The 22,934-nt window shown below is 64.5% G+C and carries 22 protein-coding genes; 11 read left to right on the top strand and 11 right to left on the bottom strand.

Annotated elements, in window-relative coordinates; translation table 11 throughout:
• Positions 1–31: 31 nt before the first annotated feature.
• From CAG11_RS27690 to CAG11_RS27680, 3 genes are all read right to left on the bottom strand, one after another.
• Complete coding sequence (locus CAG11_RS27690; protein WP_031321029.1) at positions 32–814, bottom strand: transporter substrate-binding domain-containing protein; 783 nt, start codon at positions 812–814, stop codon at positions 32–34.
• A 287-nt stretch (positions 815–1,101) separates the two neighbouring features.
• The gene (locus tag CAG11_RS27685) at positions 1,102–3,531 is read right to left on the bottom strand and encodes a penicillin acylase family protein (protein WP_085599220.1); all 2,430 of its coding nucleotides are present in this window, start codon (positions 3,529–3,531) and stop codon (positions 1,102–1,104) included.
• 146 nt (positions 3,532–3,677) lie between these two features.
• Positions 3,678–4,316: a glutathione binding-like protein gene (locus CAG11_RS27680; protein ID WP_085599218.1), complete on the bottom strand. Its 639-nt coding sequence runs from the start codon at positions 4,314–4,316 to the stop codon at positions 3,678–3,680.
• 143 nt (positions 4,317–4,459) lie between these two features.
• Here CAG11_RS27680 and CAG11_RS27675 point away from each other — a divergent pair, with 143 nt between their 5' ends.
• Positions 4,460–5,008, top strand: coding sequence for a cysteine hydrolase family protein (locus tag CAG11_RS27675; protein WP_085599216.1), 549 nt, complete (start codon positions 4,460–4,462; stop codon positions 5,006–5,008).
• A gap of 53 nt (positions 5,009–5,061) precedes the next feature.
• On the opposite strand, the gene CAG11_RS27670 is transcribed toward CAG11_RS27675, so the two are convergent.
• From CAG11_RS27670 to CAG11_RS27655, 4 genes are all read right to left on the bottom strand, one after another.
• On the bottom strand, positions 5,062–5,256 hold the full coding sequence (locus tag CAG11_RS27670; protein ID WP_031321030.1) for an SEC-C metal-binding domain-containing protein: 195 nt from the start codon (positions 5,254–5,256) through the stop codon (positions 5,062–5,064).
• Positions 5,257–5,262: 6 nt separating this feature from the next.
• Entirely contained in the window at positions 5,263–5,748 is a 486-nt protein-coding gene (locus tag CAG11_RS27665; protein ID WP_085599214.1) for an LEA type 2 family protein, read from the bottom strand.
• 66 nt (positions 5,749–5,814) lie between these two features.
• Complete coding sequence (locus CAG11_RS27660) at positions 5,815–6,291, bottom strand: YchJ family protein (protein ID WP_022642685.1); 477 nt, start codon at positions 6,289–6,291, stop codon at positions 5,815–5,817.
• 4 nt (positions 6,292–6,295) lie between these two features.
• The gene (locus tag CAG11_RS27655; RefSeq protein WP_085599212.1) at positions 6,296–6,793 is read right to left on the bottom strand and encodes a DUF6231 family protein; all 498 of its coding nucleotides are present in this window, start codon (positions 6,791–6,793) and stop codon (positions 6,296–6,298) included.
• Positions 6,794–6,983: 190 nt separating this feature from the next.
• On the opposite strand from CAG11_RS27655, the gene CAG11_RS27650 reads away from it, so the two are divergent.
• From CAG11_RS27650 to CAG11_RS27640, 3 genes are all read left to right on the top strand, one after another.
• Positions 6,984–7,673: an OmpA family protein gene (locus CAG11_RS27650; RefSeq protein ID WP_085599210.1), complete on the top strand. Its 690-nt coding sequence runs from the start codon at positions 6,984–6,986 to the stop codon at positions 7,671–7,673.
• Between the two features lie 192 nt (positions 7,674–7,865).
• Positions 7,866–8,144, top strand: coding sequence for a DUF1145 domain-containing protein (locus tag CAG11_RS27645; RefSeq protein WP_085599208.1), 279 nt, complete (start codon positions 7,866–7,868; stop codon positions 8,142–8,144).
• Positions 8,137–8,895: a hypothetical protein gene (locus CAG11_RS27640; RefSeq protein ID WP_022642689.1), complete on the top strand. Its 759-nt coding sequence runs from the start codon at positions 8,137–8,139 to the stop codon at positions 8,893–8,895. Before CAG11_RS27645 ends, CAG11_RS27640 begins: the two co-directional genes overlap by 8 nt.
• 52 nt (positions 8,896–8,947) lie before the next feature.
• Here the strand turns inward: CAG11_RS27640 and CAG11_RS27635 are convergent, their stop codons facing one another.
• Positions 8,948–9,412 carry a CopD family protein gene (locus tag CAG11_RS27635; RefSeq protein ID WP_085599206.1) on the bottom strand — a complete coding sequence of 155 codons (465 nt, stop codon included), beginning with the start codon at positions 9,410–9,412 and terminating at the stop codon, positions 8,948–8,950.
• A gap of 99 nt (positions 9,413–9,511) precedes the next feature.
• Here CAG11_RS27635 and dinG point away from each other — a divergent pair, with 99 nt between their 5' ends.
• From dinG to pdxH, 5 genes are all read left to right on the top strand, one after another.
• A complete protein-coding gene (gene dinG / locus CAG11_RS27630) occupies positions 9,512–11,656 on the top strand; it encodes an ATP-dependent DNA helicase DinG (protein ID WP_085599204.1) in 2,145 nt (714 codons plus the stop codon).
• Between the two features lie 350 nt (positions 11,657–12,006).
• Positions 12,007–14,367 (top strand): beta-galactosidase, encoded by a 2,361-nt coding sequence (locus CAG11_RS27625; RefSeq protein ID WP_085599202.1) that lies wholly within the window; start codon positions 12,007–12,009, stop codon positions 14,365–14,367.
• Positions 14,368–14,472: 105 nt separating this feature from the next.
• A complete protein-coding gene (locus CAG11_RS27620) occupies positions 14,473–15,618 on the top strand; it encodes a serine hydrolase domain-containing protein (protein WP_085599200.1) in 1,146 nt (381 codons plus the stop codon).
• A 140-nt stretch (positions 15,619–15,758) separates the two neighbouring features.
• Complete coding sequence (locus tag CAG11_RS27615) at positions 15,759–17,018, top strand: OmpA family protein (RefSeq protein WP_085599198.1); 1,260 nt, start codon at positions 15,759–15,761, stop codon at positions 17,016–17,018.
• Between the two features lie 25 nt (positions 17,019–17,043).
• Positions 17,044–17,691: a pyridoxamine 5'-phosphate oxidase gene (pdxH, locus tag CAG11_RS27610; protein ID WP_085599196.1), complete on the top strand. Its 648-nt coding sequence runs from the start codon at positions 17,044–17,046 to the stop codon at positions 17,689–17,691.
• A gap of 10 nt (positions 17,692–17,701) precedes the next feature.
• On the opposite strand, the gene CAG11_RS27605 is transcribed toward pdxH, so the two are convergent.
• Positions 17,702–17,938, bottom strand: a complete 237-nt coding sequence (locus CAG11_RS27605; protein WP_085599194.1) for a hypothetical protein — start codon at positions 17,936–17,938, stop codon at positions 17,702–17,704.
• A 174-nt stretch (positions 17,939–18,112) separates the two neighbouring features.
• Between CAG11_RS27605 and CAG11_RS27600 the strand changes: the two genes are divergently transcribed.
• Positions 18,113–18,577 carry a glycine zipper 2TM domain-containing protein gene (locus CAG11_RS27600; RefSeq protein ID WP_025127763.1) on the top strand — a complete coding sequence of 155 codons (465 nt, stop codon included), beginning with the start codon at positions 18,113–18,115 and terminating at the stop codon, positions 18,575–18,577.
• Between the two features lie 78 nt (positions 18,578–18,655).
• Here CAG11_RS27600 and nhaA read toward each other — a convergent pair whose 3' ends face one another.
• Positions 18,656–19,843 (bottom strand): Na+/H+ antiporter NhaA, encoded by a 1,188-nt coding sequence (gene nhaA, locus CAG11_RS27595; RefSeq protein ID WP_022642698.1) that lies wholly within the window; start codon positions 19,841–19,843, stop codon positions 18,656–18,658.
• 322 nt (positions 19,844–20,165) lie between these two features.
• On the opposite strand from nhaA, the gene CAG11_RS27590 reads away from it, so the two are divergent.
• Positions 20,166–21,260 (top strand): PLP-dependent cysteine synthase family protein, encoded by a 1,095-nt coding sequence (locus CAG11_RS27590; RefSeq protein ID WP_022642699.1) that lies wholly within the window; start codon positions 20,166–20,168, stop codon positions 21,258–21,260.
• Positions 21,261–21,299: 39 nt separating this feature from the next.
• Here CAG11_RS27590 and CAG11_RS27585 read toward each other — a convergent pair whose 3' ends face one another.
• Complete coding sequence (locus CAG11_RS27585) at positions 21,300–22,913, bottom strand: NAD(P)/FAD-dependent oxidoreductase (protein ID WP_085599192.1); 1,614 nt, start codon at positions 22,911–22,913, stop codon at positions 21,300–21,302.
• Positions 22,914–22,934 lie beyond the last annotated feature (21 nt).

Raw genomic sequence — 22,934 nt, 5'->3', positions numbered from 1 at the left:
AAGGCGCCCATCGAGGATGGGCGCCGGCAGGTTATTTACCGCTGTAGAGGTTCAGGTCACCGAAGTGTTTTTTCTGGATGGTGGCGTAGGTGCCATCATCGTGTAACGCTTTGATACCTTTATCCAGGAGCGCTTTCAGCTCTTTGTTACCTTTGGAGATACCCACCGCGGTCTTGGCCGGCAGCAGGGGGTCGTCCACGGGTTTGCTGATCTCATAGTCGGCGCCCTGGGGCGACTTGAGGAAGCCCAGCTCGGCTTGCAGCATGTCCTGGATCGAGGCATCCAGGCGCCCGGAAGTCAGGTCGGCATAGACCTGGTCCTGGTTCTGGTAGGCCTGGGTCTTGATCCCGGCCTTGTCCAGCACGGCCTTGGCGTAGGCTTCCTGGATGGTGCCCTGCTCGTAACCGATGGTCTTGCCCTTGAGCGAGGCGGTGTCTTCGCTCAGCCCCGAGCCTTTCTTGAATACGAAGGCGGTGGGGCCGGAGAACAGCTCGTTGGAGAAGTCGATCACTTTTTCCCGGGCCGCAGTCACGGTCATGGACGAGATCACGCCATCGAACTTGTTGGCCTTGAGGCCAGGGATCATGCCGTCGAAGTCGCTTTCGACCCATTTGCACTTGACCTTCAGCTCGGCACAGATGGCGTTGCCCAGGTCGATGTCGAAGCCCACCAGGCTGCCATCGGCGGCCTTGGATTCGAAAGGCGCATACGAAGGATCGACGCCGAAGCGCAGCTCCTTGTATTCCTTGGCCAGCGCCGAGCCGGCGGCCATGCACAGAGCCAGTGCAGAAAGGGTCAGCAATGCTTTTTTCATTATTCAATCCCTAAGAGCCGATATGAGCGCTTGTGGCGCATGAGTGCTGTTACTGCAACGCATAAGACTTAATGAAAGTAGCAATTTCCGAACCAGAGTCCCGAACAGCTGTTTTAAAAGCCAGGGGAGCCTTGGTGAGGCAGCGTTCGCGCTGAAAGAGGGCGGGTGCTCAGCTGGCGCGGAAGGAACAGCGGTGCCAGCCGGGGGATGGTTGCGTACAGGGTGCACGTTGTGGGGGCAGGCCCCGCTCGTACTGGGTGCACGAGCGGGGCGCAAGGGCGGGGGAGTTACTTGCCCGGGACCAGGGTCAGGCGGGTCTTGCCGTAGCTGCGCTCGAAGTTCTGCGGCTGCATCGGGAAGCTCAGGTACTGGGCCTTGAACCAGCCATCGATGCCATTGGCGTAGTGGGGGCTGGCCGGGTTGCCGGACTGGCCGCTGCTGTTGAGCCCCATCAAGGGCTCGCTGAGGCCGAAGTCGACGATCATGCGCAAGGCCGGGGCGGCGCTGACGGCAAAGTCCTGGCCCCAGCGGTACGGCGCGGCGTTGATGGTGTTGTGGTCGCCGCCGGCCTGCGATGGTCCGCGGATGGCCTTGCCGTCGTCGCCGATCCAGCTGTAGCTGTGCAGCTTGCCCCATTGCCAGGCCTTGCGATCGTTGCCCAGCAGTTGCTCGCCGGACTTGACCGCGGCGGCCAGGCTGCGGGCCAGGATCGCCGGCTTGTCTTCCTTCTGTGGCGTGCGCGGGTCGTCCCAGAACGGGCTGTCTTCCTGGCCCAGCAGGTGGTCGGCCTGGGGCGAGTAGGACAGGCTGCCGTTGGCGACGAAGGCCTGCCAGGGGGCGGCGGATTCCGGACCCAGCTTGTCGACGAAGACCTGCCGGGCGCTCTCCTGCAGGAACAGCTCGTACAGTGCCGCATCCGCCGAGCCGGCGCTGAGCTTGCCATCGAACGCCATCAGGCGGCTGTAGGCCTCGCGGGCCCTGGCCCGGTCGGCATCGGGCAGGGTGTCGATGGCCTTCTTCAGCGGTTGGGCCATGCCGGGGGCCTCGAACATCTTCTTCAGCTTGGTAGCGAACAGGGTGGTCTGGTCGTATTGCATGGCGATCAGGCTGCGGTTGTCCTGCTTGCCGCTGGAGGCGAGCTGGGCCAGGCGCTCGGCGCGTTCCGGGGCGTCCCAGGAGTTGGACAGCTGCATGCCGTAGCCACGGGAAATCACCCGCTGGTTGGCGATGGCGAGCCAGCCCTGGGCCGGATCCTGGTCGTAGGGGTGCAGCATCGGATCGGCATAACCGTCCCAGTCATACCGACCTTCCCAGCCAGGGGAGGGCAGCAGGCCTTCGCCTTCACGACGGTTGGGGAAGCGTCCGGTGACCTGCCAGCCGATGTGGCTGGCATCGGCGAACAGCAGGTTCAGGGCGATGGCGCGGATTTCCCGGCTGGCGTCCGAGGCCTTCTCGGCGCTCTGCGCCCGGGACAGGTCGAAGAACGCATCCAGGCTCCGGTCGTCCTTGAGCTCTGGCGTCTGCAGGGCCAAGCCCAGGCCGTTGGCCTGGCTGGCGCCCAGGGCGCTGTTGAGCAAGGGGCCGTGGCGGGTTTCGTACACCGCTTCGCGAAGCGGGCGCTGGCCCTTGACGAAGTAGGTCTCGTTGCGCACGGCCACCGGCTGCCATTTGCCGTTGTTCAAGTAGTACAGGGCATTGCCCTGGCGCTTGAGTTTTTCCAGGAACAGGTCCTGGTTGTCGCCTTGCACCGAGCTCAGGCTCCAGGCCACCTTGCCGTTGAAGCCCTGGAGGATCGCCGGCAAGCCGGGGATCGCAGCGCCGGCGGCCTGGTACTTGGGTGCGCGCAACTGGACGTAGTGCCAGGCAGCGGCCTGGCTGTCGCTGGCCAGCAGGCTCCGGCCGTTGCGGCTGCGCTGGGGCGCGATGGCCAGGTCGCTGCCACCGCTCAGGTCCAGGGTGTTGAGCCGGGCCAACTGGCTGGCGGCGCGGCTGAGTTCGTCCAGGCCGGGGATCTCGAGGTTCAGGCCCTTGAGCTTCTCGGCTTCGGCCAGGGGCAGGGGCTCGTCGGGGTAGCTGGGGGTCAGCCAGGGCAGCTTGTCGCTGCCGACTTTGCGTGCCAGCACCAGGGCGTTGAGCTCTTCGAACAGGTTGGCGGATTGCCCGAAGTTCAGCAGGCAGAAGATCAGCGCCGAATCTTCGGGTTTCCAGTATTCGGGGGTGTAGCCGTGGGCCGCCAGGTCCGGCGGCAGCTTGTCGCGATAGCGGAACAGGTAGGCGTTGACGCCCCGCGCATAGACCTCGAAGAAGCGCTTGATCCGTGGCGAAGAGGCCTTGTATAGCTCGTCGGCGCTTTTCTTCAGGTTCACCGCGCGCATCAGGCGGTCGACGTCCAGGGCGTCGGCGCCGGACATTTCCGCCAGGCGGCCCTGGGCCAGCAGGCGCAGGGTCACCATCTGGCCGATGCGGTCGCCGGCATGGACGTAGCCCAGGCTGAACAGGGCATCGTGGAAGCTGTTGCTCTCGATCAGCGGCACGCCCACGGCGTTGCGGCGTATCGAGACGTTCTGGGCCAGGCCCTTGAGCGGTTGCACACCGGAGGTGGGAGGCAGGCTGTTCTGGGCGTTCCAGGACTGGCAACCGGCCAGGCTCAGGACGCCGGCTACTGCCGCGGCAACGCCGAATCGGGGAAGAACATGTGAGAAGGCTGGCGAGGCCATGGCAAAGCTCCTGCGGGGGGTAGCGTCGATAAAGGCGCTACGTTAGTGAGCAGGCGTGTGCCGCGCAAGCGGGGCGACAGGTATTTATCGCAGGCCCGGACGAAGGCCTGCGCCGCAGGGTTGCAGGAGCGCTTGCGGGGCCCGGTTCAGGTCGGGTTGACCCGTTCCACCAGGGCGTAGGCACGTTCGGTGGCCGGTCGCGCCTTGATGCCGTTGAACCAGCCATGCAGGTGCGGGAAGTCCTCGAGCCTCTGGCTCTGTTTCTTGTAGGAGGCGACCCAGGGGTAGATCGCCATGTCGGCGATGCTGTAGTCGCGGCCGGCGACGAAGGGCCGGTCCGCCAGGCGTCGATCCAGGACACCGTAGAGGCGGGCGGTTTCGTCCACGTAGCGCTTGACGGCGTAGGGGATCCGCTCCGGGGCGGCGTGGGCGAAATGATGGTTCTGCCCGGCCATCGGACCCAGGCCCCCCATCTGCCAGAACAGCCATTGCAGGGCTTCCTGGCGCCCGCGCAGGTCCTGGGGCAGGAAGCGGCCGGTCTTCTCCGCCAGGTACAACAGGATCGCCCCGGACTCGAACAGCGACAGTGGCGCGCCGCCGTCGGCCGGCTGGTGGTCGACGATGGCCGGGATGCGGTTGTTGGGCGCGATCTTGAGGAACTCGGCCTTGAATTGCTCGCCCAGGCCGATGTTGACCGGGTACAGGTTGTAGGGCAGCCCGGCTTCCTCGAGGAACAGCGAGATCTTGTGGCCGTTGGGGGTGGTCCAGTAGTACAGGTCGATCATGCAGCGCTCCAGGTGGATGTGACTTGTATAGGGACAACGAACCCCGGCATTGGATCGCTCCGCCGCTGTTCGAGGGCTTGCCCGGGATTGTGGGGTAGTGCTGAAGTGGCAGCCTTCGAATGAATGTCCAAGGACGAGCCTCCATGCCCCTTACCGTTGATACGGCGCTGATCATCATCGACCAGCAACAAGGCATCCTGCACCCCCGATTGGGGCCGCGCAACAACCCCCAGGCCGAGGAGCGCATGCTGCAGTTACTCGCCCACTGGCGTGAGCGCAACTGGCCGGTGGTCCATGTACAGCACCTGTCACGCTCGCCGGACTCGGTGTTCTGGCCCGGTCAGTCCGGGGTGGAGTTCCAGTCGCGATTTCGTCCCCAGGGGCAGGAGAAGCTGGTCCAGAAGCAGGTGCCGGATGCGTTTTGTGGCAACTCCCTGGACGCGGACCTGCGGGCTGCGGGGATCGGGCAAGTGGTGATCGTCGGCGTGGCCACCCACAACTCGGTGGAGTCCACGGCGCGCACTGCCGGCAACCTGGGATTCATGGTCTGGGTGGTGGCCGATGCCTGCTTCACCTTCGACAAGCCCGACTTTGCCGGACGGCTGCGGACTGCCGAGGAGGTGCATGCCATGTCACTGGCCAATCTGCATGGCGAATACGCCACGGTGGTGAACCTGGCGCAGCTGCTTTAGGCGCAGCAGCGCTTGCCGGCAAGGCCGCCGGCAGGCGTTGTTTCACGGCTGGATCAGGCGCCGTGGCACTTCTTGAACTTCTTGTTGCTGCCACATGGGCAGGGATCGTTGCGGCCGACGTCTTTCAACGCGTTGCGCACCGGCTCCTGGTGGCCGTGGTTGCAATGCGGGCCGTGGACATGGCCATGGTCGTGATGGTCGTGATCGTGGTTGCAGTCAGGGCCATGGACATGGGGTTGCTGGGTCATTGAAGGTCACTCCGGGATAAAATCGCCGGGAATTATCACGCCATTGCGCTTCAGGTGCACGTCTTTGCCGATGAATAATCCCACTTCCAGCTCGCCTTCCAGGCGATAGGGAATCGGCCGGTCGGGCTTGTGCAGGAGTTTCACCAGGTCACGGATCTGCGGCCACAGGTTGGTGCGTACCGGCACCTTGAAATAGCGACTGCTATGGGGTGTGACGGTGAACCAGTGCTCATGCTCGCCATCGCTGAGCAAAAAGCGCTCCAGGTAGACCCGGTAGGTCAGGCGGCGCACGGTCAGGTCTTCGTCGTTGGGGTTGTCCACCCGCAAGTGCAGGGTGAAGCGCTGCTCCAGCAAGTTGGCCTTGACCACCTCGACCTTGACCAGGTGCACCTCGGGATCGATGTCTTCGTCGGTGAACCACGACACGCAGCCGGACAGGCCCAGCATCCCGAGCAGGCAGAGAATTGGTAGCAGGCGCAGCTCACCGATCATCGCAGGGCTCCTTTTGGTCTCCCCTGTATCCATCCTGGATCGGGGCTGATCGTGGCGGACGAGGGGTCAGCGGCTGAAGTAGCCCGCGCAGCACTTCTTGTATTTCTGCCCGCTGCCGCAGGGGCAGGCATCGTTGCGCGAGGCCTTGAGTTGCACCGTGGGGTCGATGAAGTACCAGCGCCCCTGGTTCTGCACGAACGACGAGCGTTCGCGATGGCTGTGCTCGCCCTGGCTGTCGTGCCAGCGGGCGGTGAAGGTGACGAAGGCATGCTCGGGCTGGCCGCCGAATACCTCCGAGTTTTCCACCTGCAAGCCCAGCCAGGTGCTTTGGGCGCTCCAGTCGCTGATGGATTGGCGATCCAGCCCTGCCTGTTGGGCCGGCAGGGTGGTGGCTACCAGGTAGTCCACCTGCCCCAGCACATAGGCGCTGTAGCGCGAGCGCATCAGGGCCTCGGCGCAGGGCGCGGGATGGCCGGCATGGTAATGGCCGCAGCAGGCGTCCAGCAGGTTGCCGCTGCCGCAGGGACAGATCGAAGCGCTCATCGTGTTACCACCAGTACTTTCCAAAATTTTCCGGGTTCGCCCAGAAGCGTGAATTGAGCCAATCGGGCACTTGCTTGTATTCAAGCAGATCGTAGGTAAACAGCGTCAGCACCTGTTGCTCCCGCTGGAAGCGCTCGCCGGCTTGCAGGGCCAGGGAGAAGAAGTCGGTTTCCTGCCAGCCGCAGGCGGCCAGGTCGGCCAGCACGGCGATGCGGCTGGCGTTGAGGTTGCGGATGCCTCCAAGCAGGTTCTGGCCCTCGCGCTTGGGCAGGTGCTCCAGGCAATCCACCACCAGGGCCAGGTCGAAACGCTGCGCGGCCAGGTCGGCGGGCAAGGGCCCGGGGGCGGCCTGGGCCACTTCGGTGGCCGGATGGGCGGCCTTGAACGCGGCCAGGGCAGGAAAGTCGCTGGCGCCGATCAGCAGCAGCCTTTGCGGTGCATAACGGTCCAGCAGGGCAGCCAGTGCCTGCTGCGGGGTACGGGTAGAAATACCGACGCTCATCATCGCTCCTCGATCAGAGCGTCCAAGACTAGCTTGCCGGCATCCGCGGGCCTAGAGCGGTTCTTCATTTATTCGCGAGCCCCCCGTGTTTACGGGGCGAAACAGGCGCTGGCAGTTTGCTGGCGCGGGCTTTCGGCCGGGTCTTTACTCCGTGAATCGGCCCTCGAGCCGATCCCTCAGGAGAAATCAGATGAGCATCATTCGTACGGCAGTACCCCTGGTTCTGTTGACCGGTGTGTTGACTGGTTGTGCAGGTTTGCAAAAAACCGACTGGCCGATCTGCGCCGCGGTAGGCGGCGTCACCGGCGCGGCGCTGGGCGCCACCGAAAGCTCGGCGTGGGCGGGCGGTGGCGCACTGGTTGTCGGTGGCCTGGCGGGTGCCTATTGCTGGGTGCATGGCGATGGCGACGAGGATGGCGATGGCGTTCCGGACAGCCGTGACAAGTGCCCGCATACGCCCAAGGGCGTGCAGGTCGATGCCAGCGGCTGCCCACTGCCTCCTCCCGTGGTGGAAGAAGTCGTGGTGGTCAAGGAAGAAACCATCGTCGTGCGCGATGTGCACTTCCACTTCGACTCGGCCAAGCTGACCGAGGCCGACAAGACCAAGCTCAACACCATAGTGACTCGCCTGAAGCAAGAGTCGGCCTCGGCACAACTGCGGGTGACGGGGCATACCGACAGCGTCGGCAAGGCGGCCTACAACCAGAAACTCTCGGATAAACGCGCTCACTCGGTGGTGGAGTACTTGATCCAGAGCGGTATTCCCCGTGCCAGCTTCGTCTCGGTGACCGGCGCCGGAGCCAGCCAACCCGTGGCGGACAACAAGACCACAGAAGGACGGGCCATGAACCGTCGCACGGAAATCCAGATCAATCGTTGAGTAGACATGCCCGGCGCGGCCCGAGGTGCCGCGCCGGGGCGTCCGAGCGTGGCATGGGGGAGGCGGGCGCAGCGATCCTCGTCGATCCGGTCGCTAACGCACTGTTGTGGGAAGAATTTTCGTCTCCCTCTGGCTTATCCCGGTAATAAGTCGTTACTGTGCGCGCAAAGAAGAACCTACAAGGGGGGGTATATGAAGGTCTTATGGGGGCTGGGGAAGTTTCTGACCCTGGTGTTTTGGCTGGTTGTGTTGATCAACCTGGCCAGGCCGTTGATCAATCCACTGCACTTGCTGGTCAACCTGGCGGGCAGCCTGTTGCTGCTGACCCATCTGTTGGAGCTGGTGCTGTTCAACGGCAGCCTCAAGGGCCGTGCCCATCCTTGGCGTGATCGCCTGCAAATCCTGCTGGTAGGTATTTTCCATCTGCAGACCCTTCCAGCCCCCGTTATCGTCGAGGCCGATCATGCGTAAGCTCTGCCCGCTGCTCCTGTTCTTCAGCCCCCTGGTCCTGGCCCAGGAGGTCAGGGTCGAAACCAATTCCTTCATGCGCTTGCCCAATACCGCCAGCAGCCTGGTCCTGGAACGCTTGGACGTGGCCGACTTCGCTACCTTGCTGGTGCCAGCCAATGTCACTGAACTCAAGGTCGAGGACCTGCACCTGGGGCGCGAGGCGCGGATCGCCATAGTACCCACCGGGCAGAGCCTGCATCTGGTGATCCAGCGGGCACAATTGGACGAGGGCAGTCAGTTCACCTCCCGGGGGGCGCCGGGGACCTATGAAAAGACCGCCAAGCCCGGTCGCAACCTGAACCTGCGGATCGAGTCGCTAAAGGCCCAGGAGCTGTCGGTGGATGCCCGGGGTGGCACCGGGGCGCCGGGTTATGTCGGCCTGGATGGAGCCAATGGTGATGAACCAGGCTGTACCTGGGGCCAGGCCGGACGTGGTGCCGATGGGGACAATGGCGGCAATGGCCACCCGGGTGCGGCGGGTGGCCAGGTACGCCTGGAGCTGCCGCGGGATTTCCCCGACGAGCAGATCAAGGTCTGGGTCGATGGCGGTGCCGGCGGTTTGGCCGGGGCCGGTGGCAAGCCGGGCGCGGGCGGTAAATCCAAGGGCTGCCTGGTCTACCGGGCCGACGGTGGCAAGGGCGGACGTCCCGGTGCCCAGGGCGAACCGGGTCCGGAAGGCGTGGCGGGCTCGCTGACCGTGCAGCGTCTGTAACCGGCTTTGCCAGGTGTCATGCCGATCGCCCGCTCCTGCGGGCGATCGCGTTTCAGAAGCTCGGCCGGGCAGCCGCCAGGGCCACCAGCAGCAGGCCGATGATCAGGTTGATACCCACCAGGCGGCGGATCCGCCCGAGCACCGCGGCACCGGCCGGCCAGTCCTGGGCCGCCACCGCCTGGCGCAACTCCGGCAGTTGCAGCGACTGGATACGGATGAACAGCGCGGTCATCACCAGGTACAGGCCCATCATGATGTGCACATAGCGCGGTGCGGTTTCAAAGCCATTGAACCGCAGGTGCAGCAGGCCGATACCGCTGATCGGCAAGATCACCACTGCCGCCCAGACCCAGGCGAAGAACCGCGGGAACACCTGGGCCCACAGCTGGAGCCGCTGGGGCCCTTCCAGGGCCACCACGGCGGCGGGCCGCAGGACCATCCAGGCGAAGAACATGCCGCCGACCCAGACCAGGGCGGCCAGGACGTGCAGGCTGTAGGCGAGGGCGAAAGCGGTCATTCGGGTACTCCGTTCTGCGCAGGATGAATTAGCGGGGTATGATAGCGGCCGATTCGAACCACTGAAAATTTATCCAGCGTTTTGTGCGCCTGAAGAACCATGATCAGCAACGAACTCAAAACCACGATCCAGGGCGCCTACTCGCGTTTTCTCGAAGCCAAGAGCCTCAAGCCGCGTTATGGCCAGCGCCTGATGATCGCCGAGGTGGCCAAGGTCCTGGGTGATGTCGATACAGACGACGAGGGGCGGCGCAGCGGCGATCCGGCGGTGGTCGCGGTAGAGGCCGGCACCGGTACCGGCAAGACCGTGGCCTACAGCCTGGCGGCGATCCCCACGGCCAAGGCCGCCGGCAAGCGCCTGGTGATCGCCACCGCCACCGTCGCCCTGCAGGAGCAGATCGTCTACAAGGACCTGCCCGACCTGATGCGCAACAGCGGCTTGAACTTCAGCTTCGCCCTGGCCAAGGGGCGCGGGCGCTATATGTGCCTGTCCAAGCTCGACATGCTCCTGCAGGAAGGCCACGCGCAGACCGCCACCGCCCAGCTGTTCGAAGAAGAAGGCTTCAAGATCGAGGTGGACGAGGCGAGCCAGAAGCTGTTCACCAGCATGATCGAGAAACTGGCCGGCAATAAATGGGACGGCGACCGCGACAGTTGGCCCAACGCCCTGGAAGACGCCGACTGGGCGCGCCTGACCACCGACCACAGCCAGTGCACCAACCGCCATTGCCCCAACTTCGGCCAGTGCGCCTTCTACAAGGCCCGGGAAGGCATGGGCAAGGTCGACGTGATCGTCACCAACCACGACATGGTCCTGGCCGACCTGGCCCTGGGCGGCGGTGCGGTGCTGCCCGACCCCCGCGATACCCTCTATGTGTTCGACGAAGGCCATCACCTGCCGGACAAGGCCATCGGCCACTTCGCCCACTACACCCGGTTGCGCTCCACCGCCGACTGGCTGGAGCAGACCGCCAAGAACCTCACCAAGCTCCTGGCCCAGCACCCGCTGCCGGGCGACCTGGGGCGGCTGATCGAGCAGGTGCCGGAGCTGGCGCGGGAGATCAAGACCCAACAACAGTTCATGTTCACCGCCTGCGAGCAGATCGCCGACTTCAAGACCGGTGAAGACATGGAAGGCCGCGAGCGGCCGCGCCATCGTTTTGTCGGCGGGCTGATTCCCGAGCACATGCGCGAGATGGGTATCGAGCTGAAGAAAGGCTTCTCGCGCCTGACCGACCTCTTCACTCGCCTGACCGACCTGCTCAAGGAAGGCATGGACGGCGAGGTCAACATCGGCATCGCCAGCAACCAGGCCGAGGAGTGGTATCCGCTGTTCGGCAGCCTGCTGGCCCGAGCCTCGGGCAACTGGGAACTGTGGACGGCCTTCACCGTCGAGGACCCGGAGGACAACCCGCCCATGGCCCGTTGGTTGACCCTGGCCGAGAGCGGTTCGCTGTTCGATATCGAGGTCAACGCCAGCCCGATCCTGGCCGCGGAAATGCTGCGCCGCAACTTGTGGAACGTGGCCTACGGCGCCCTTGTGACCTCGGCGACCCTGACTGCCCTGGGTACCTTCGACCGCTTCCGCATGCGTGCCGGCTTGCCGAAGAAGGCCGTCACCGCCGTGGTGCCCAGCCCGTTCCACCATGCCGACGCCGGCGTGCTGCGGGTTCCCGACCTGCGGGCCGACCCGCGGGATGCCGCGGCCCATACCGCAGCGATCATCCGCGACCTGCCGGAACTGGTGGAAGGCTCCCGGGGCAGCCTGGTGCTGTTCTCTTCGCGCAAGCAGATGCAGGACGTGTTCGACGGCCTGGATCGCGACTGGCGCAAGCAGGTGTTCATCCAGGGCAACCTGTCCAAGCAGGAGACCCTCAACAAGCACAAGGCCCGGGTCGATGGTGGTGATTCCAGTGTGTTGTTCGGCCTGGCCAGCTTCGCCGAAGGGGTGGACTTGCCTGGCGCCTATTGCGAGCACGTGGTGATCGCCAAGATCCCGTTCTCGGTACCGGACGATCCGGTGGAGGCTGCGCTGGCGGAGTGGATCGAGGCCCGGGGCGGCAACCCGTTCATGGAAATCTCGGTGCCGGATGCCTCCCTCAAGCTGGTCCAGGCTTGCGGCCGGCTGCTGCGTACCGAGCAAGACCGCGGCACCATCACCTTGTTGGATCGGCGCCTGGTCACCCAGCGCTATGGCAAGGCGATCCTCAATGCTCTGCCGCCTTTTCGCCGGGAAATATCTTAGTCGGCCGTTGAAAAACTACCTGCGTTGCCATCGCTGCGTTAAAAATAGGCTGGTGCGCCAGCCCGGTCAAAATGCTCATTTACCACTCGTGAATTGCGCTTTTTCGCCTGTTTTTTGCCTTGCGCTGACTGCCTTGCCTACGTTTTTCAACGGCCTGTTCGGCCGGCCGGCGCCGCAATGCGCCGGGCAGGCGAGCACGCCGCCCGGCGAGGGCTTGGGTATCCACGGCGCCCAAGGTCTTTTCACGGGTTTACCGGGCAGGGCCGCACCTTTGCGCACCCTGCTGTCTATTTCACTTCAATGCTTGAGCACCGGCCGCCCAGCGGCCCTACAAGGAGAAACCGGCCCATATGATTCGCCGCTCGTTGCCCGTCGTACTTGCCCTGTTGTTTGCCGCGCCTGTGTTGGCGGCCCCTGCCGGACAACAAACGTTGTTCAACTTTGTCCGCCCGGCCTCCGTGGTGCAGGTGGCGACCCAGGATGCCAACCTGCCGCAGTACAACGCCGAACAAACGGCCGAAGGTGAAGTGCTGCGGCGGGTGACGTTCAACCCGACACTGCGTCCCAGCTTGCGCCTGAGCCCCCAGGCGGGGGCCTGGGACTGGTCGCAGTCGGGGCTGATGAGCCTGCGTATCCAGAGTGCGATGGACTGGGCCCTGACCCTCTACGTGACCATCCAGAGCAACGATGGCCAGACCCTGGTCAGCCGGGTCGACTTGCCCGCCGGCCCGGCGCAGACGCTGCTGGTGCCCTTGGTGGCCAGCAGTGCCCTGGAGCAGGGCATGAAGGCCGCGCCGCCGATGCCCATGACCGTGGACGGCCAACGCATCCTGTTGGCCAGCAGCGAAGGGCAGCTGGACCGCAGCCAGGTGGTATCGGTGACCCTGTCCCTGGACAACCCCAAGGCTTCGCAAAGCATCCTTCTCGAGCGTTTCGGCGTGCAGGACGGCGAGGGCGTGGTTCGCGCCGTGTATGGCTCCCTGGTGGACGGCTATGGCCAGTCGACCCGGGACCGCTGGCCGGAGAAGGTCGCCAGCGACGAGCAACTCAAATCCGCCGCCAGCAAGGAGCAGCAACAGCTCAAGGGCTGGCTCGCCGAGCGTGAAAAGGCCCCCCTGGACCGCTTCGGCGGCCTGAGCCAGGGGCCGGTCTTCAAGGCCAGCGGCTTCTTTCGTACCCAGAAACGTGATGGCCGCTGGTTCCTGGTGACTCCCGATGGGCATCCGTTCTATTCCCTGGGGGTCAACACCTTGGCTGCGGACAACAACCGCACCTATGTCGCCGGGCGCGAATGGATGTTCAGCGACCTGCCCAAGGACGGCGAGCCGCTGGCAGCCTATTACGGCGATGGCGACAACCGTGGCGGCAACGGCTCCGACCGCGGGCGGGGCTACAACAGCGGGCGCTGGTACGACTTCTACCGGGCCAACCTGCAGCGTACTTATGGCGCACCTTGCGCCGCTGCTGGCGCGGCCGTGTCGGCGTCCGACCAGGCGACGCCCTGCGCGGCACCGGGGTTCGACCAGAAGCGCTGGCTCGGCCACACCCTGGACCGCCTGCAAGCCTGGGGCTTCAACACCATCGGCAACTGGAGCGCGCCGGCCCTGGGCCTGGCCGATCGGGTGCCCTACACCTTGCCGCTGTCGATCGTCGGTGATTACGCCAGCATCAGTACCGGCAGCGACTGGTGGGGCGGCATGCCCGACCCCTTCGATCCACGCTTTGCCATGGCCACCGAGCGCGCCGTGGCCATCGCCGCCCGGGATCATCGTGACGATCCGTGGCTGATCGGCTACTTCGCCGACAACGAACTGGCCTGGGCAGGTCCGGGAAATGACGCGAAATCCCGCTTCGCCCTGGCCTACGGTACTTTGCGCCTGACCACCGATGTCCCGGCCAAGCGCGCCTTCCTCAAGCAACTGCGCGACAAGTATCGCAACCAACAGGGGCTGTCCAAGGCCTGGGGTATCGATCTGCCGGCCTGGGAGTTGCTGGAAGACCCGGGCTTCGAGGCGCCGTTGCCAAGCCCCGAGCATCCCGAGATCGAGGCCGACTACCGGCATTTCCAGCGAGTCTTCGCCGATACCTATTTCAAGACCATCGCCGATTCCTTGAAGTGGCACGCCCCCAACCACCTGCTGCTGGGAGGGCGGTTTGCCGTCAGCACACCTGAGGCGGTGGCTTCCTGTGCCCAGTATTGCGACGTGCTGAGCTTCAACATGTACACCCTCAAGCCCCAGGACGGGCAGGATTTCACCTACCTGCGCAGTCTCGACAAGCCGGTGCTGGTCACCGAGTTCAACTTCGGTTCCCGGGATCGCGGCCCGTTCTGGGGCGCCGTCACTGAACTGGCCCGGGAGGAGGAGCGGGGACCGGCTTATGCCAACTTCCTCAAGCAGGCACTGAGCGAGCCGTCCATCGTCGGAGTGCACTGGTTCCAGTACCTGGACCAGCCGGTGACCGGACGCCTGCTGGACGGTGAGAACGGTCATTTCGGCCTGGTGGGTATTACCGATGTGCCGTTCCAGGGCTTCGTCGAGGCCGTGCGCAGGGGCAACCTGCTGGCGCTGGAGCAACTGGGCAAGGCCGCGCAGCTCGCTCGGGCCCAGGCCGAGCAGGCCGCCGCCAGCGGGCCTGCGGCGGAAAACCGGGACGTACCGAGTGCCAGGCCCGAAGCGCACGCCGGTGGCCATTCCGGCAACGGCCACTGAGGACTTTCGGGCCCTGCTCAGGTAGGACCTGGTTGTTCCCAAATTCCCTTGGGGCTGAAACAATGCGCGCCACGTTGCCGAGCATTGTCGCAGGGGGATTCAGGGGTGCAGATTCAAGGTCATTACGAGCTCAAGTTCGAGGCGGTACGCGAGGCCTTCGCGGCGTTGTTCGAAGATCCCCAGGAGCGTGGCGCCGCGCTGTGCATCCAGGTCGGAGGGGAAACCGTGGTCGACCTCTGGGCCGGCACGGCCGACAAGGACGGCGCCGAGGCCTGGCACAGCGATACCATCGCCAACCTGTTTTCCTGCACCAAGACCTTTGCCGCGGTGACCGCGTTGCAGTTGGTGGCCGAGGGCAAGCTCAAGCTGGACGCGCCGGTGGCCGACTACTGGCCGGAATTCGCCGCGGCGGGCAAGGCGGCCATCACCTTGCGCCAGTTGCTGTGCCACCAGGCCGGGTTGCCGGCCCTGCGTGAGTTGCTGCCGCCACAGGCCCTGTACGAATGGCAGACCATGGTCGACGCCCTGGCCGCCGAGCAACCCTGGTGGACACCGGGGGAAGGTCACGGTTATGCCGCCATCACCTATGGCTGGTTGGTGGGCGAGCTGATTCGCCGGGCCGACGGCCGTGGCCCTGGCGAATCGATCGTGGCCCGGGTGGCCAAGCCCCTGGGGCTGGATTTCCATATCGGCCTGGCCGACGAGGAATTCCACCGGGTGGCGCATATCGCGCGCGGCAAGGGCAATGTCGGCGATGCCGCGGCCCAGCGCCTTTTGCAGGTGACCATGCGCGAGCCCGAAGCGATGACTACCCGGGCATTTACCAATCCACCGTCTATCATGACCAGCACCAATAAACCCGAGTGGCGGCGCATGCAGCAGCCCGCGGCCAACGGTCATGGCAACGCCCGCAGCCTCGCAGGCTTCTACAGCGGCTTGCTTGATGGCAGCTTGCTGGAGGCCGAGATGCTCGAGGAACTGACCCGGGAGCATAGCCTGGGCATGGACAAGACCCTGTTGACCCAGACCCGTTTCGGCCTGGGTTGCATGCTCGACCAGCCCCAGGTGGCCAACGCGACCTTTGGCCTGGGGGCACGGGCATTCGGACATCCCGGGGCGGGGGGCTCCATCGGTTTTGCCGATCCGGAGCGCGACGTGGCTTTCGCTTTCGTCACCAACACCCTGGGTCCCTATGTGTTGATGGATCCGCGGGCACAGAAGTTGGTGCGAGTTTTGTCGGATTGTCTGTAAAAAGGTTGCTGTTAAGAACTTTTTTGCTTAAACATGCTTGAAAAGCTGCAGGACGGAACCCTGTGGCTTTTATAATTTCCAAGCGTCTGTTTGTAGCGGTTATTTAGACCGAACTTTTTATCTCATTTTGTGGATATCCCATGTCGTCGAACAAGTCTCTAGCCTTGGCCATTTGCCTGACCGTTACCGGTTGCGCACAAACCCCACAAAATGAAGCGGACGGCGGCCATTGGTGGTCGTTCGGAGGCGACAAGGCCGCCAGCAAGGAAGCCGCTCCTGCTCCTGCCGCTGAACAACCAGCCACGGCCGAGACTGCTCCGGCAGCCCCCGCGGGCAAGCCGGCTGTCGCGGCCAAGGGCGCTCCGGCTGCCGCTGGCAAGACCACGGCTTCCGCCAAGCAGCCAGCGCCAGCGGCCAAGGCAGCCGCGCCAGCCAAGACTCCTGCAGGCAAGCCCGCTCCGGTAGCGGCAGCTCCGGCCCCGGCCCCAGAGGCTGAGAACGCTTCGGCCAAGGCTGAAGGTGGCAACTGGTGGTGGCCGTTTTCCTCTTCCAAGGAGGCCGACAAGCCGGTAGCCGAGGCCAAGAAGGCCGAAGCTGCTCCAGCTCCTGTCGTGGCCAAGGCCGCTGATGCCGAGAACCCATGGTGGTGGCCTTTCGGCAAGAGCCAGCCCAAGCCCCTGAGCAAGGTCAACGTGGCGGACATCCCGATGCCCGACCCGAAAATTACCCAGGCCTGGCTCGACGACTATGAACCGCGCCTGCGTGAAGCGGTGAAGGACAGCAAGCTGCAAGTGGAGCGTCGTGAGAACGTGCTGGTAGTCACCGCACTGGTGGACGCTTCCTTCAACCCGGATCGCCCGGCGATGCTGCTGCCGGTGACCCTGGGCCCGTTCACCCGCGTGGCCAAGGCTGTGGAAGGCGATCCGAAGACCGCCGTGCTGATTCTCGGCCATGCCGATGCGACTGGTCCGACCCTGGCCAATCAGAAGCTGAGCCGTGACCGCGCCCAATCCGTGGCCGCGATCTTCAGCCTCAGCGGCCTGAAGCAGGACCGCCTGATGCTGCGTGGCATGGGCGCGGTGATGCCGCGTGCCGCCAACGACAGCCCGCAAGGCCGTTCGTTGAACCGTCGGGTGGAAATCATGCTGACCCAGCGCAGCACCCTGTTGGGCCTGCTGAGCAAGTACAACCAGCCGACCCCATCCGAAACCGAAATGGTCGCTATCCAGGACGCCAAGCCAACGGTCCCGGCTCCGGCCAGCAAGAAGGCGGCAGCCCCGGCGAAGAAGTCCACCGTGGCCAAGAAACCCGCAGCCAAGCCTGCGGCCAAGAAGGCTCCGGCCAAGAAGACCGTGGCCGCGGCCAAGAACCCGACGGCTACCGCCCAGGCCAAGAACTGATCTTCCAGGATAAGGAACAGCAGGCATGACCCAGTCTCTGGCTGACATGCGTCGCGACTACGCTCGCGACGGCTTGTCCGAGGCCCAGGCTCCGGCCGAACCCTTCGCACTGTTTCATCAGTGGTTCGCCGAAGCGGTGCAGACCGAGCAGCCACCGGTGGAAGCCAATGCCATGACGCTGGCGACCGTCGATGCCGACGGTCGTCCCCATTGCCGCATCCTGTTGCTCAAGGGACTGGATGAGCAGGGTTTCACCTTCTTCACCAACTATGAGAGCGCCAAGGGCCAGCAGCTGGCCGCGCGGCCTTTTGCCGCCATGACGTTCTTCTGGCCGACCCTGGAGCGCCAGGTGCGGATCGAGGGACGGGTGGTCAAGGTCTCTGCCGAGGAATCCGATGCCTATTATCAGGTACGTCCCTTGGGCAGCCGCCTGGGCGCCTGGGCATCACCGCAGAGCCGGGTGATTGCCGATCGTGGTGAGCTGCAGGAGCTGCTCAAGGCCACCGAGGCACGCTTCAGTGACAGCCAGCCCGACTGTCCGGAGCACTGGGGTGGTTACCGGTTGTTGCCGGAGCGTATCGAGTTCTGGCAGGGGCGCCCCAGCCGCCTGCATGATCGCTTGAACTATCGGCTGCAGAACCTGCAGTGGGTGCGTGAGCGCCTGGCTCCCTGAAGCTTCTGGATCACTCGCCGGGATAACCTGCCGCAGCGGCTTCCAGCCATTGCGGCAGGTCCCGGCGTTTTACTTTCTGGCGTTGGGCTTCGGCCAATTGTTGCAACATGTATTGCTTCTTCTGGGCGTCGGTCCCGGCCATAGACAACGCCAGGTCCCGGTCCGTCCAGCGCTTGATACGTACGTACAGCCACCAGTGAAAGTACAGGCCGGCGACCGTGACCACGAAGATGATGAAGTAATCCATGGAAAATACCTTGTTCGATAGCGTTATGCTGGAGGCTGGGGCTACCGTAGCGAGAGCGTCCGGAGTTCACGTAGCCTGTACTTGGGCTGAATGAAAGCAATTTTATCCGGGCGGTGCCGTGACAGGTGTCAAGCTGCGGAGTCTAATGATTTATTGTCCCTTGGAGTTGATCCTATGCGTAAGTCTGTTTTGCTGGTTGCGTCCTTCACCACGATGGCCATGTTGCTCGGCGGTTGCGCCTCCAACCTGACCGGTGATTCCTACTCTCGTGATGAAGCGCGTCGCGTGCAAACCGTACGTATGGGCACCATCGAATCCCTGCGCCCGGTGAAGATCGAAGGCACCAAGACCCCTATCGGCGGCGCCGCTGGCGCGGTGATCGGCGGCGTGGGCGGCAGCGCCATCGGCGGCGGTCGTGGCAGCATCGTCACTGCGGTCATCGGTGCCGTGGCGGGCGGCCTGCTCGGCTCGGCCACCGAGGAAGGGCTGACCCGTACCCAGGGCGTGGAGATCACCGTGCGTGAAGACGACGGCAGCATGCGTGCCTATGTACAGCAAGTTCAGGAAAACGAAGTGTTCCGTGTTGGCGACCGTGTACGCATCATGAGCGTCAACGGTACCAGCCGTGTAACTCGCTGATTTTCCTTCAGCCAAACAAAACCCCGGCCAGGCAACTGACCGGGGTTTTTGTTTTCAGGCGGGGGAGAACTTCGCCGATCAGGACGCCAGGGAGGTGCTCTTGCGGCTGGCTGCGGCGGTGACGGCATAGCCGATCAGAGCGGCGAACAGCGAGCCGGTGAGGATGCCCATGCGATCCATGCCGGCATACTCGCTACTGCCCGGGACGAACGCCAGGGAGCCAACGAACAGGCTCATGGTGAAGCCGATCCCGCAGAGAATCGCCACGCCGAACACCTGGCCCCAGTTGGCCCCGGCCGGCAGGGCCGCAAGACCGGTCTTGACCGCCAGCCAGGTCAGGCCGAATACCCCGACCGTCTTGCCCAGCAGCAGGCCGACGGCGATGCCCATCGGCACGAAGTGGGTGAAGCTCTCAACGGTCACGCCGCTCAGGGACAAGCCGGCGTTGGCGAAGGCGAACAGTGGCAGGATGCCGAACGACACCCAGGGATGCAGTGCATGTTCCAGGGCCAGCAGCGGCGAAGGCTCGGCATTGCGGGTGCGCAAGGGAATGCAGAAGGCCAGGGTCACGCCCGCCAGGGTCGCGTGGACGCCGCTCTTGAGGACGCAGACCCAGAGGATCAGGCCGATGATCATGTAGGGCCCGAGCTTGACCACGCCCAGGCGGTTCATCGCCACCAGCGCCGCGATGCAGGCCGCCGCCAGCATCAGCGACAAGGTCGACAGGGCACCGGAATAGAAGATCGCGATGATCACGATGGCGCCCAGGTCATCGATGATCGCCAGGGTCATCAGGAACAGCTTCAGCGAGGTCGGTACCCGCTTGCCCAGCAGCGCCAGGACCCCGAGGGCGAAGGCGATGTCGGTGGCGGTGGGAATCGCCCAGCCGTTGAGGGCCGGCGGATTGTCGCGGTTGAGGAACCAGTAGATCAGCGCCGGCACCAGCATGCCGCCGATGGCCGCCGCCCCTGGCAGCACTACCTGCGAAGGCTTGGACAGCTGGCCGTCCAGGACTTCACGCTTGACCTCCAGGCCGATCAGCAGGAAGAACAGGGCCATCAGGCCGTCGTTGATCCACAGCAGCAGCGGCTTGGCGATCTTCAAGGCGCCGACCTGGGCCACCACCGGGGTTTCCAGCAGGCCGTTGTACAACCAGGACAGGGGCGAGTTGTTGATGATCAGCGCAAGGATGGCGGCAGCGATCAGCAACAGGCCGCTGGCTGCCTCCATGGCAAAGAAACGAGTGAAAGTACTACGCAGAGGCAAGGGGCGCTCTCCATCTAAAAGCAAACAAGGTGGCACACCCTAACCCGTACAGTTGGTTGTTAAAACAAAAGTTATATTCTTTTTTGTTATATGTAGAGGGCAAGCGGCCTGCTGAAAAACGCTCTTGGAAGTTGTGTTTCCAATTGCTTCACAGCTGTACCTGTCAGGGCTGCGAGTTATTTCCTAACATGTCCGGCGGCAGTGGGCCGCAGGGCTTTTCCATCCACGAAAAAATGCCAGCGGTCCCGGACCTGGATCTCCTGCGCCGGGTGCATTTCATCTTCTAGCGCCGGTATGGCGTTCGATCCGACGAGAATAGAACATGAGCGACAATCGCCAGTGGGCCCGCGAGGCCATCCGCATCATCGAAGCCGACTTCCAGCGCAGTGCCGACACCCATCTGATCCCCTTGCCCCTGGCCGGTCATCCGGGCATCGAACTGTATTTCAAGGACGAATCGAGCCATCCCACCGGCAGCCTCAAGCATCGCCTGGCCCGTTCGTTGTTCCTCTATGCCTTGTGCAATGGCTGGCTCAAGCCCGGGGCGCCGGTGATCGAAGCCTCCAGCGGCTCCACGGCGATCTCCGAAGCCTACTTCGCGCGACTGCTGGGCTTGCCCTTCATTGCGGTGATGCCGGCCACCACCTCCCAGGAGAAGATCGCCCAGATCGCCTTCTATGGCGGCAAGAGTCACCTGGTGCAGGACCCGACGCAGATCTATGCCGAGTCCGAGCGCCTGGCCCGCGAGAGTGGCGGACACTTCATGGACCAGTTCACCTATGCCGAGCGCGCCACCGACTGGCGGGCCAACAACAACATCGCTGAATCGATCTTCCAGCAATTGCGCTTCGAGCGTTACCCGGAGCCGGCCTGGCTGATCTCCAGTCCCGGCACTGGCGGTACCACCGCGACCCTGGGGCGCTACGTGCGCTATCGCCAGCACCAGACCCGGGTGCTGTGCGCCGATGCCGAACGCTCGGTGTTCTTCGACTACTACAACAGCGGCGATGCCAGCTTGCGCCTGGACTGCGGCTCACGGATCGAAGGCATCGGCCGGCCACGGGTCGAGGCTTCGTTCCTGCCCCAGGTGATCGACGCCATGGTCAAGGTCCCGGACGCCCTGTCCCTGGCCGCCATGCACTACCTGGCCCGGCGCCTGGGACGGCGGGTCGGTGGCTCCAGCGGGACCAACCTGGTGGGGGCGCTGATGGCCGCCCAGCAGATGGCCGCCGCTGGCGAGGCGGGATCGATCGTGGCGATTCTCTGTGACGGCGGTGAGCGTTATGCGACCACCTACTACGATGAACGCTGGCTGGCGGAGCAGGGCTATGAATTGGCGGAGTTGATCGAAGCGGTAGCGGCCAGTGTCGAGCAGGGAGCCGCCTTGCCTGCCAGCGTGTTGCGCGCCGGCATCTGAAGCCAAGGGGGAGCCGTTGCGGCTCCCCCCATCCTTGCTTCAGGCCTGGATGCCGAGGATGTCGCGGGCCACGGCTTCGGCGATGCGAATGCCGTCGACGCCGGCGGACAGGATGCCCCCGGCATAACCGGCGCCTTCGCCGGCCGGGAACAGGCCCTTGAGGTTCAGGCTCTGCATCGAGGCGTCACGGGTGATGCGCAGTGGCGACGAGGTGCGGGTCTCGATCCCGGTCAGCACCGCGTCATGCAGGGAATAACCCTTGATCTGCCGCTCGAAGGCCGGCAGGGCCTCGCGGATGGCCTCGATGGCGAAGTCCGGCAGCGCCAGCGCCAGGTCGCCCAGGCTCACTCCGGGTTTGTAGGACGGCTCGACGCTGCCGACGGCGGTGCTGGGCTTGCCGGCGATGAAGTCACCCACCAGCTGCGCCGGGGCCTGGTAATTGCTGCCGCCGAGGACGAAGGCGTGGGACTCCAGGCGCTCCTGGAACTCGATGCCCGCCAGCGGGCCGCCCGGGTAATCCACTTCCGGGGTAATACCCACGACGATGCCGGAGTTGGCGTTGCGCTCGTTACGCGAGTACTGGCTCATGCCATTGGTGACCACGCGGTTCGGCTCGCTGGTGGCCGCTACCACGGTGCCGCCCGGGCACATGCAGAAGCTGTATACCGAGCGGCCGTTCTTGGCGTGGTGCACCAGCTTGTAGTCGGCGGCGCCGAGCTTCGGGTGGCCGGCGTACTTGCCCAGGCGCGCCTTGTCGATCAGCGATTGCGGGTGTTCGATGCGGAACCCCACCGAGAAGGGCTTGGCCTCCATGAACACGCCCTTGGCGTGGAGCATGCGGAAAGTGTCGCGGGCGCTGTGGCCCAGGGCCAGGACCACATGGCGCGATGCCAGTTGCTCGCCGCTTTCCAGGACTACGCCGGTCAGTTGCTCGCCCTCGGTGAGCAGGTCGGTGACCTTCTGCTCGAAGCGCACCTCGCCGCCCAGGTTGATGATCTCCTCGCGCATCTTCTCGACCATGCTGGTCAGGCGGAAGGTGCCGATGTGCGGCTTGTTGATGTAGAGGATTTCTTCCGGTGCACCGGCCTTGACGAACTCTTCCAGGACCTTGCGGCCATGGTGCTGCGGGTCCTTGATCTGGCTGTACAGCTTGCCGTCGGAGAAGGTCCCGGCGCCGCCTTCGCCGAACTGCACGTTGGATTCGGGGTTGAGCACGCTCTTGCGCCACAGGCCCCAGGTGTCCTTGGTGCGCTGGCGCACTTCCTTGCCGCGTTCGAGCACGATCGGCTTGAAGCCCATCTGCGCCAGCAACAGGCCGGCGAAGATACCGCACGGGCCGAAGCCCACCACGATCGGTCGCTGTTGCTGCCCGGCGGGGGCCTGGCCGACGAACTTGTAGCTGACGTCCGGCGCCGGGTTGACGTTGCGGTCGTCGGCGAACTTTTGCAGCAGGGCCGCCTCGTCGCGCACGTTGAGGTCGATGGTGTAGATGAACAACAGTTCCGAGGACTTCTTGCGCGCGTCGTAGCTGCGCTTGAACAGGGTGAAGTCCAGCAGGTCGTCGCTGGCGATCCCCAGGCGCTGCACGATGGCGGTGCGCAGGTCTTCATCGGGATGGTCGAGCGGCAACTTGAGTTCGGTGATTCGTAACATGACGGGGTCCGGATAGGCGGT

It is taken from the genome of Pseudomonas sp. B6(2017) (assembly GCF_002112765.1).
Lineage (GTDB): Bacteria > Pseudomonadota > Gammaproteobacteria > Pseudomonadales > Pseudomonadaceae > Aquipseudomonas > Aquipseudomonas piscis.
Note: the sequence above shows the minus strand (reverse complement) of the source record. Positions and strands in the feature narration are given on the sequence as shown.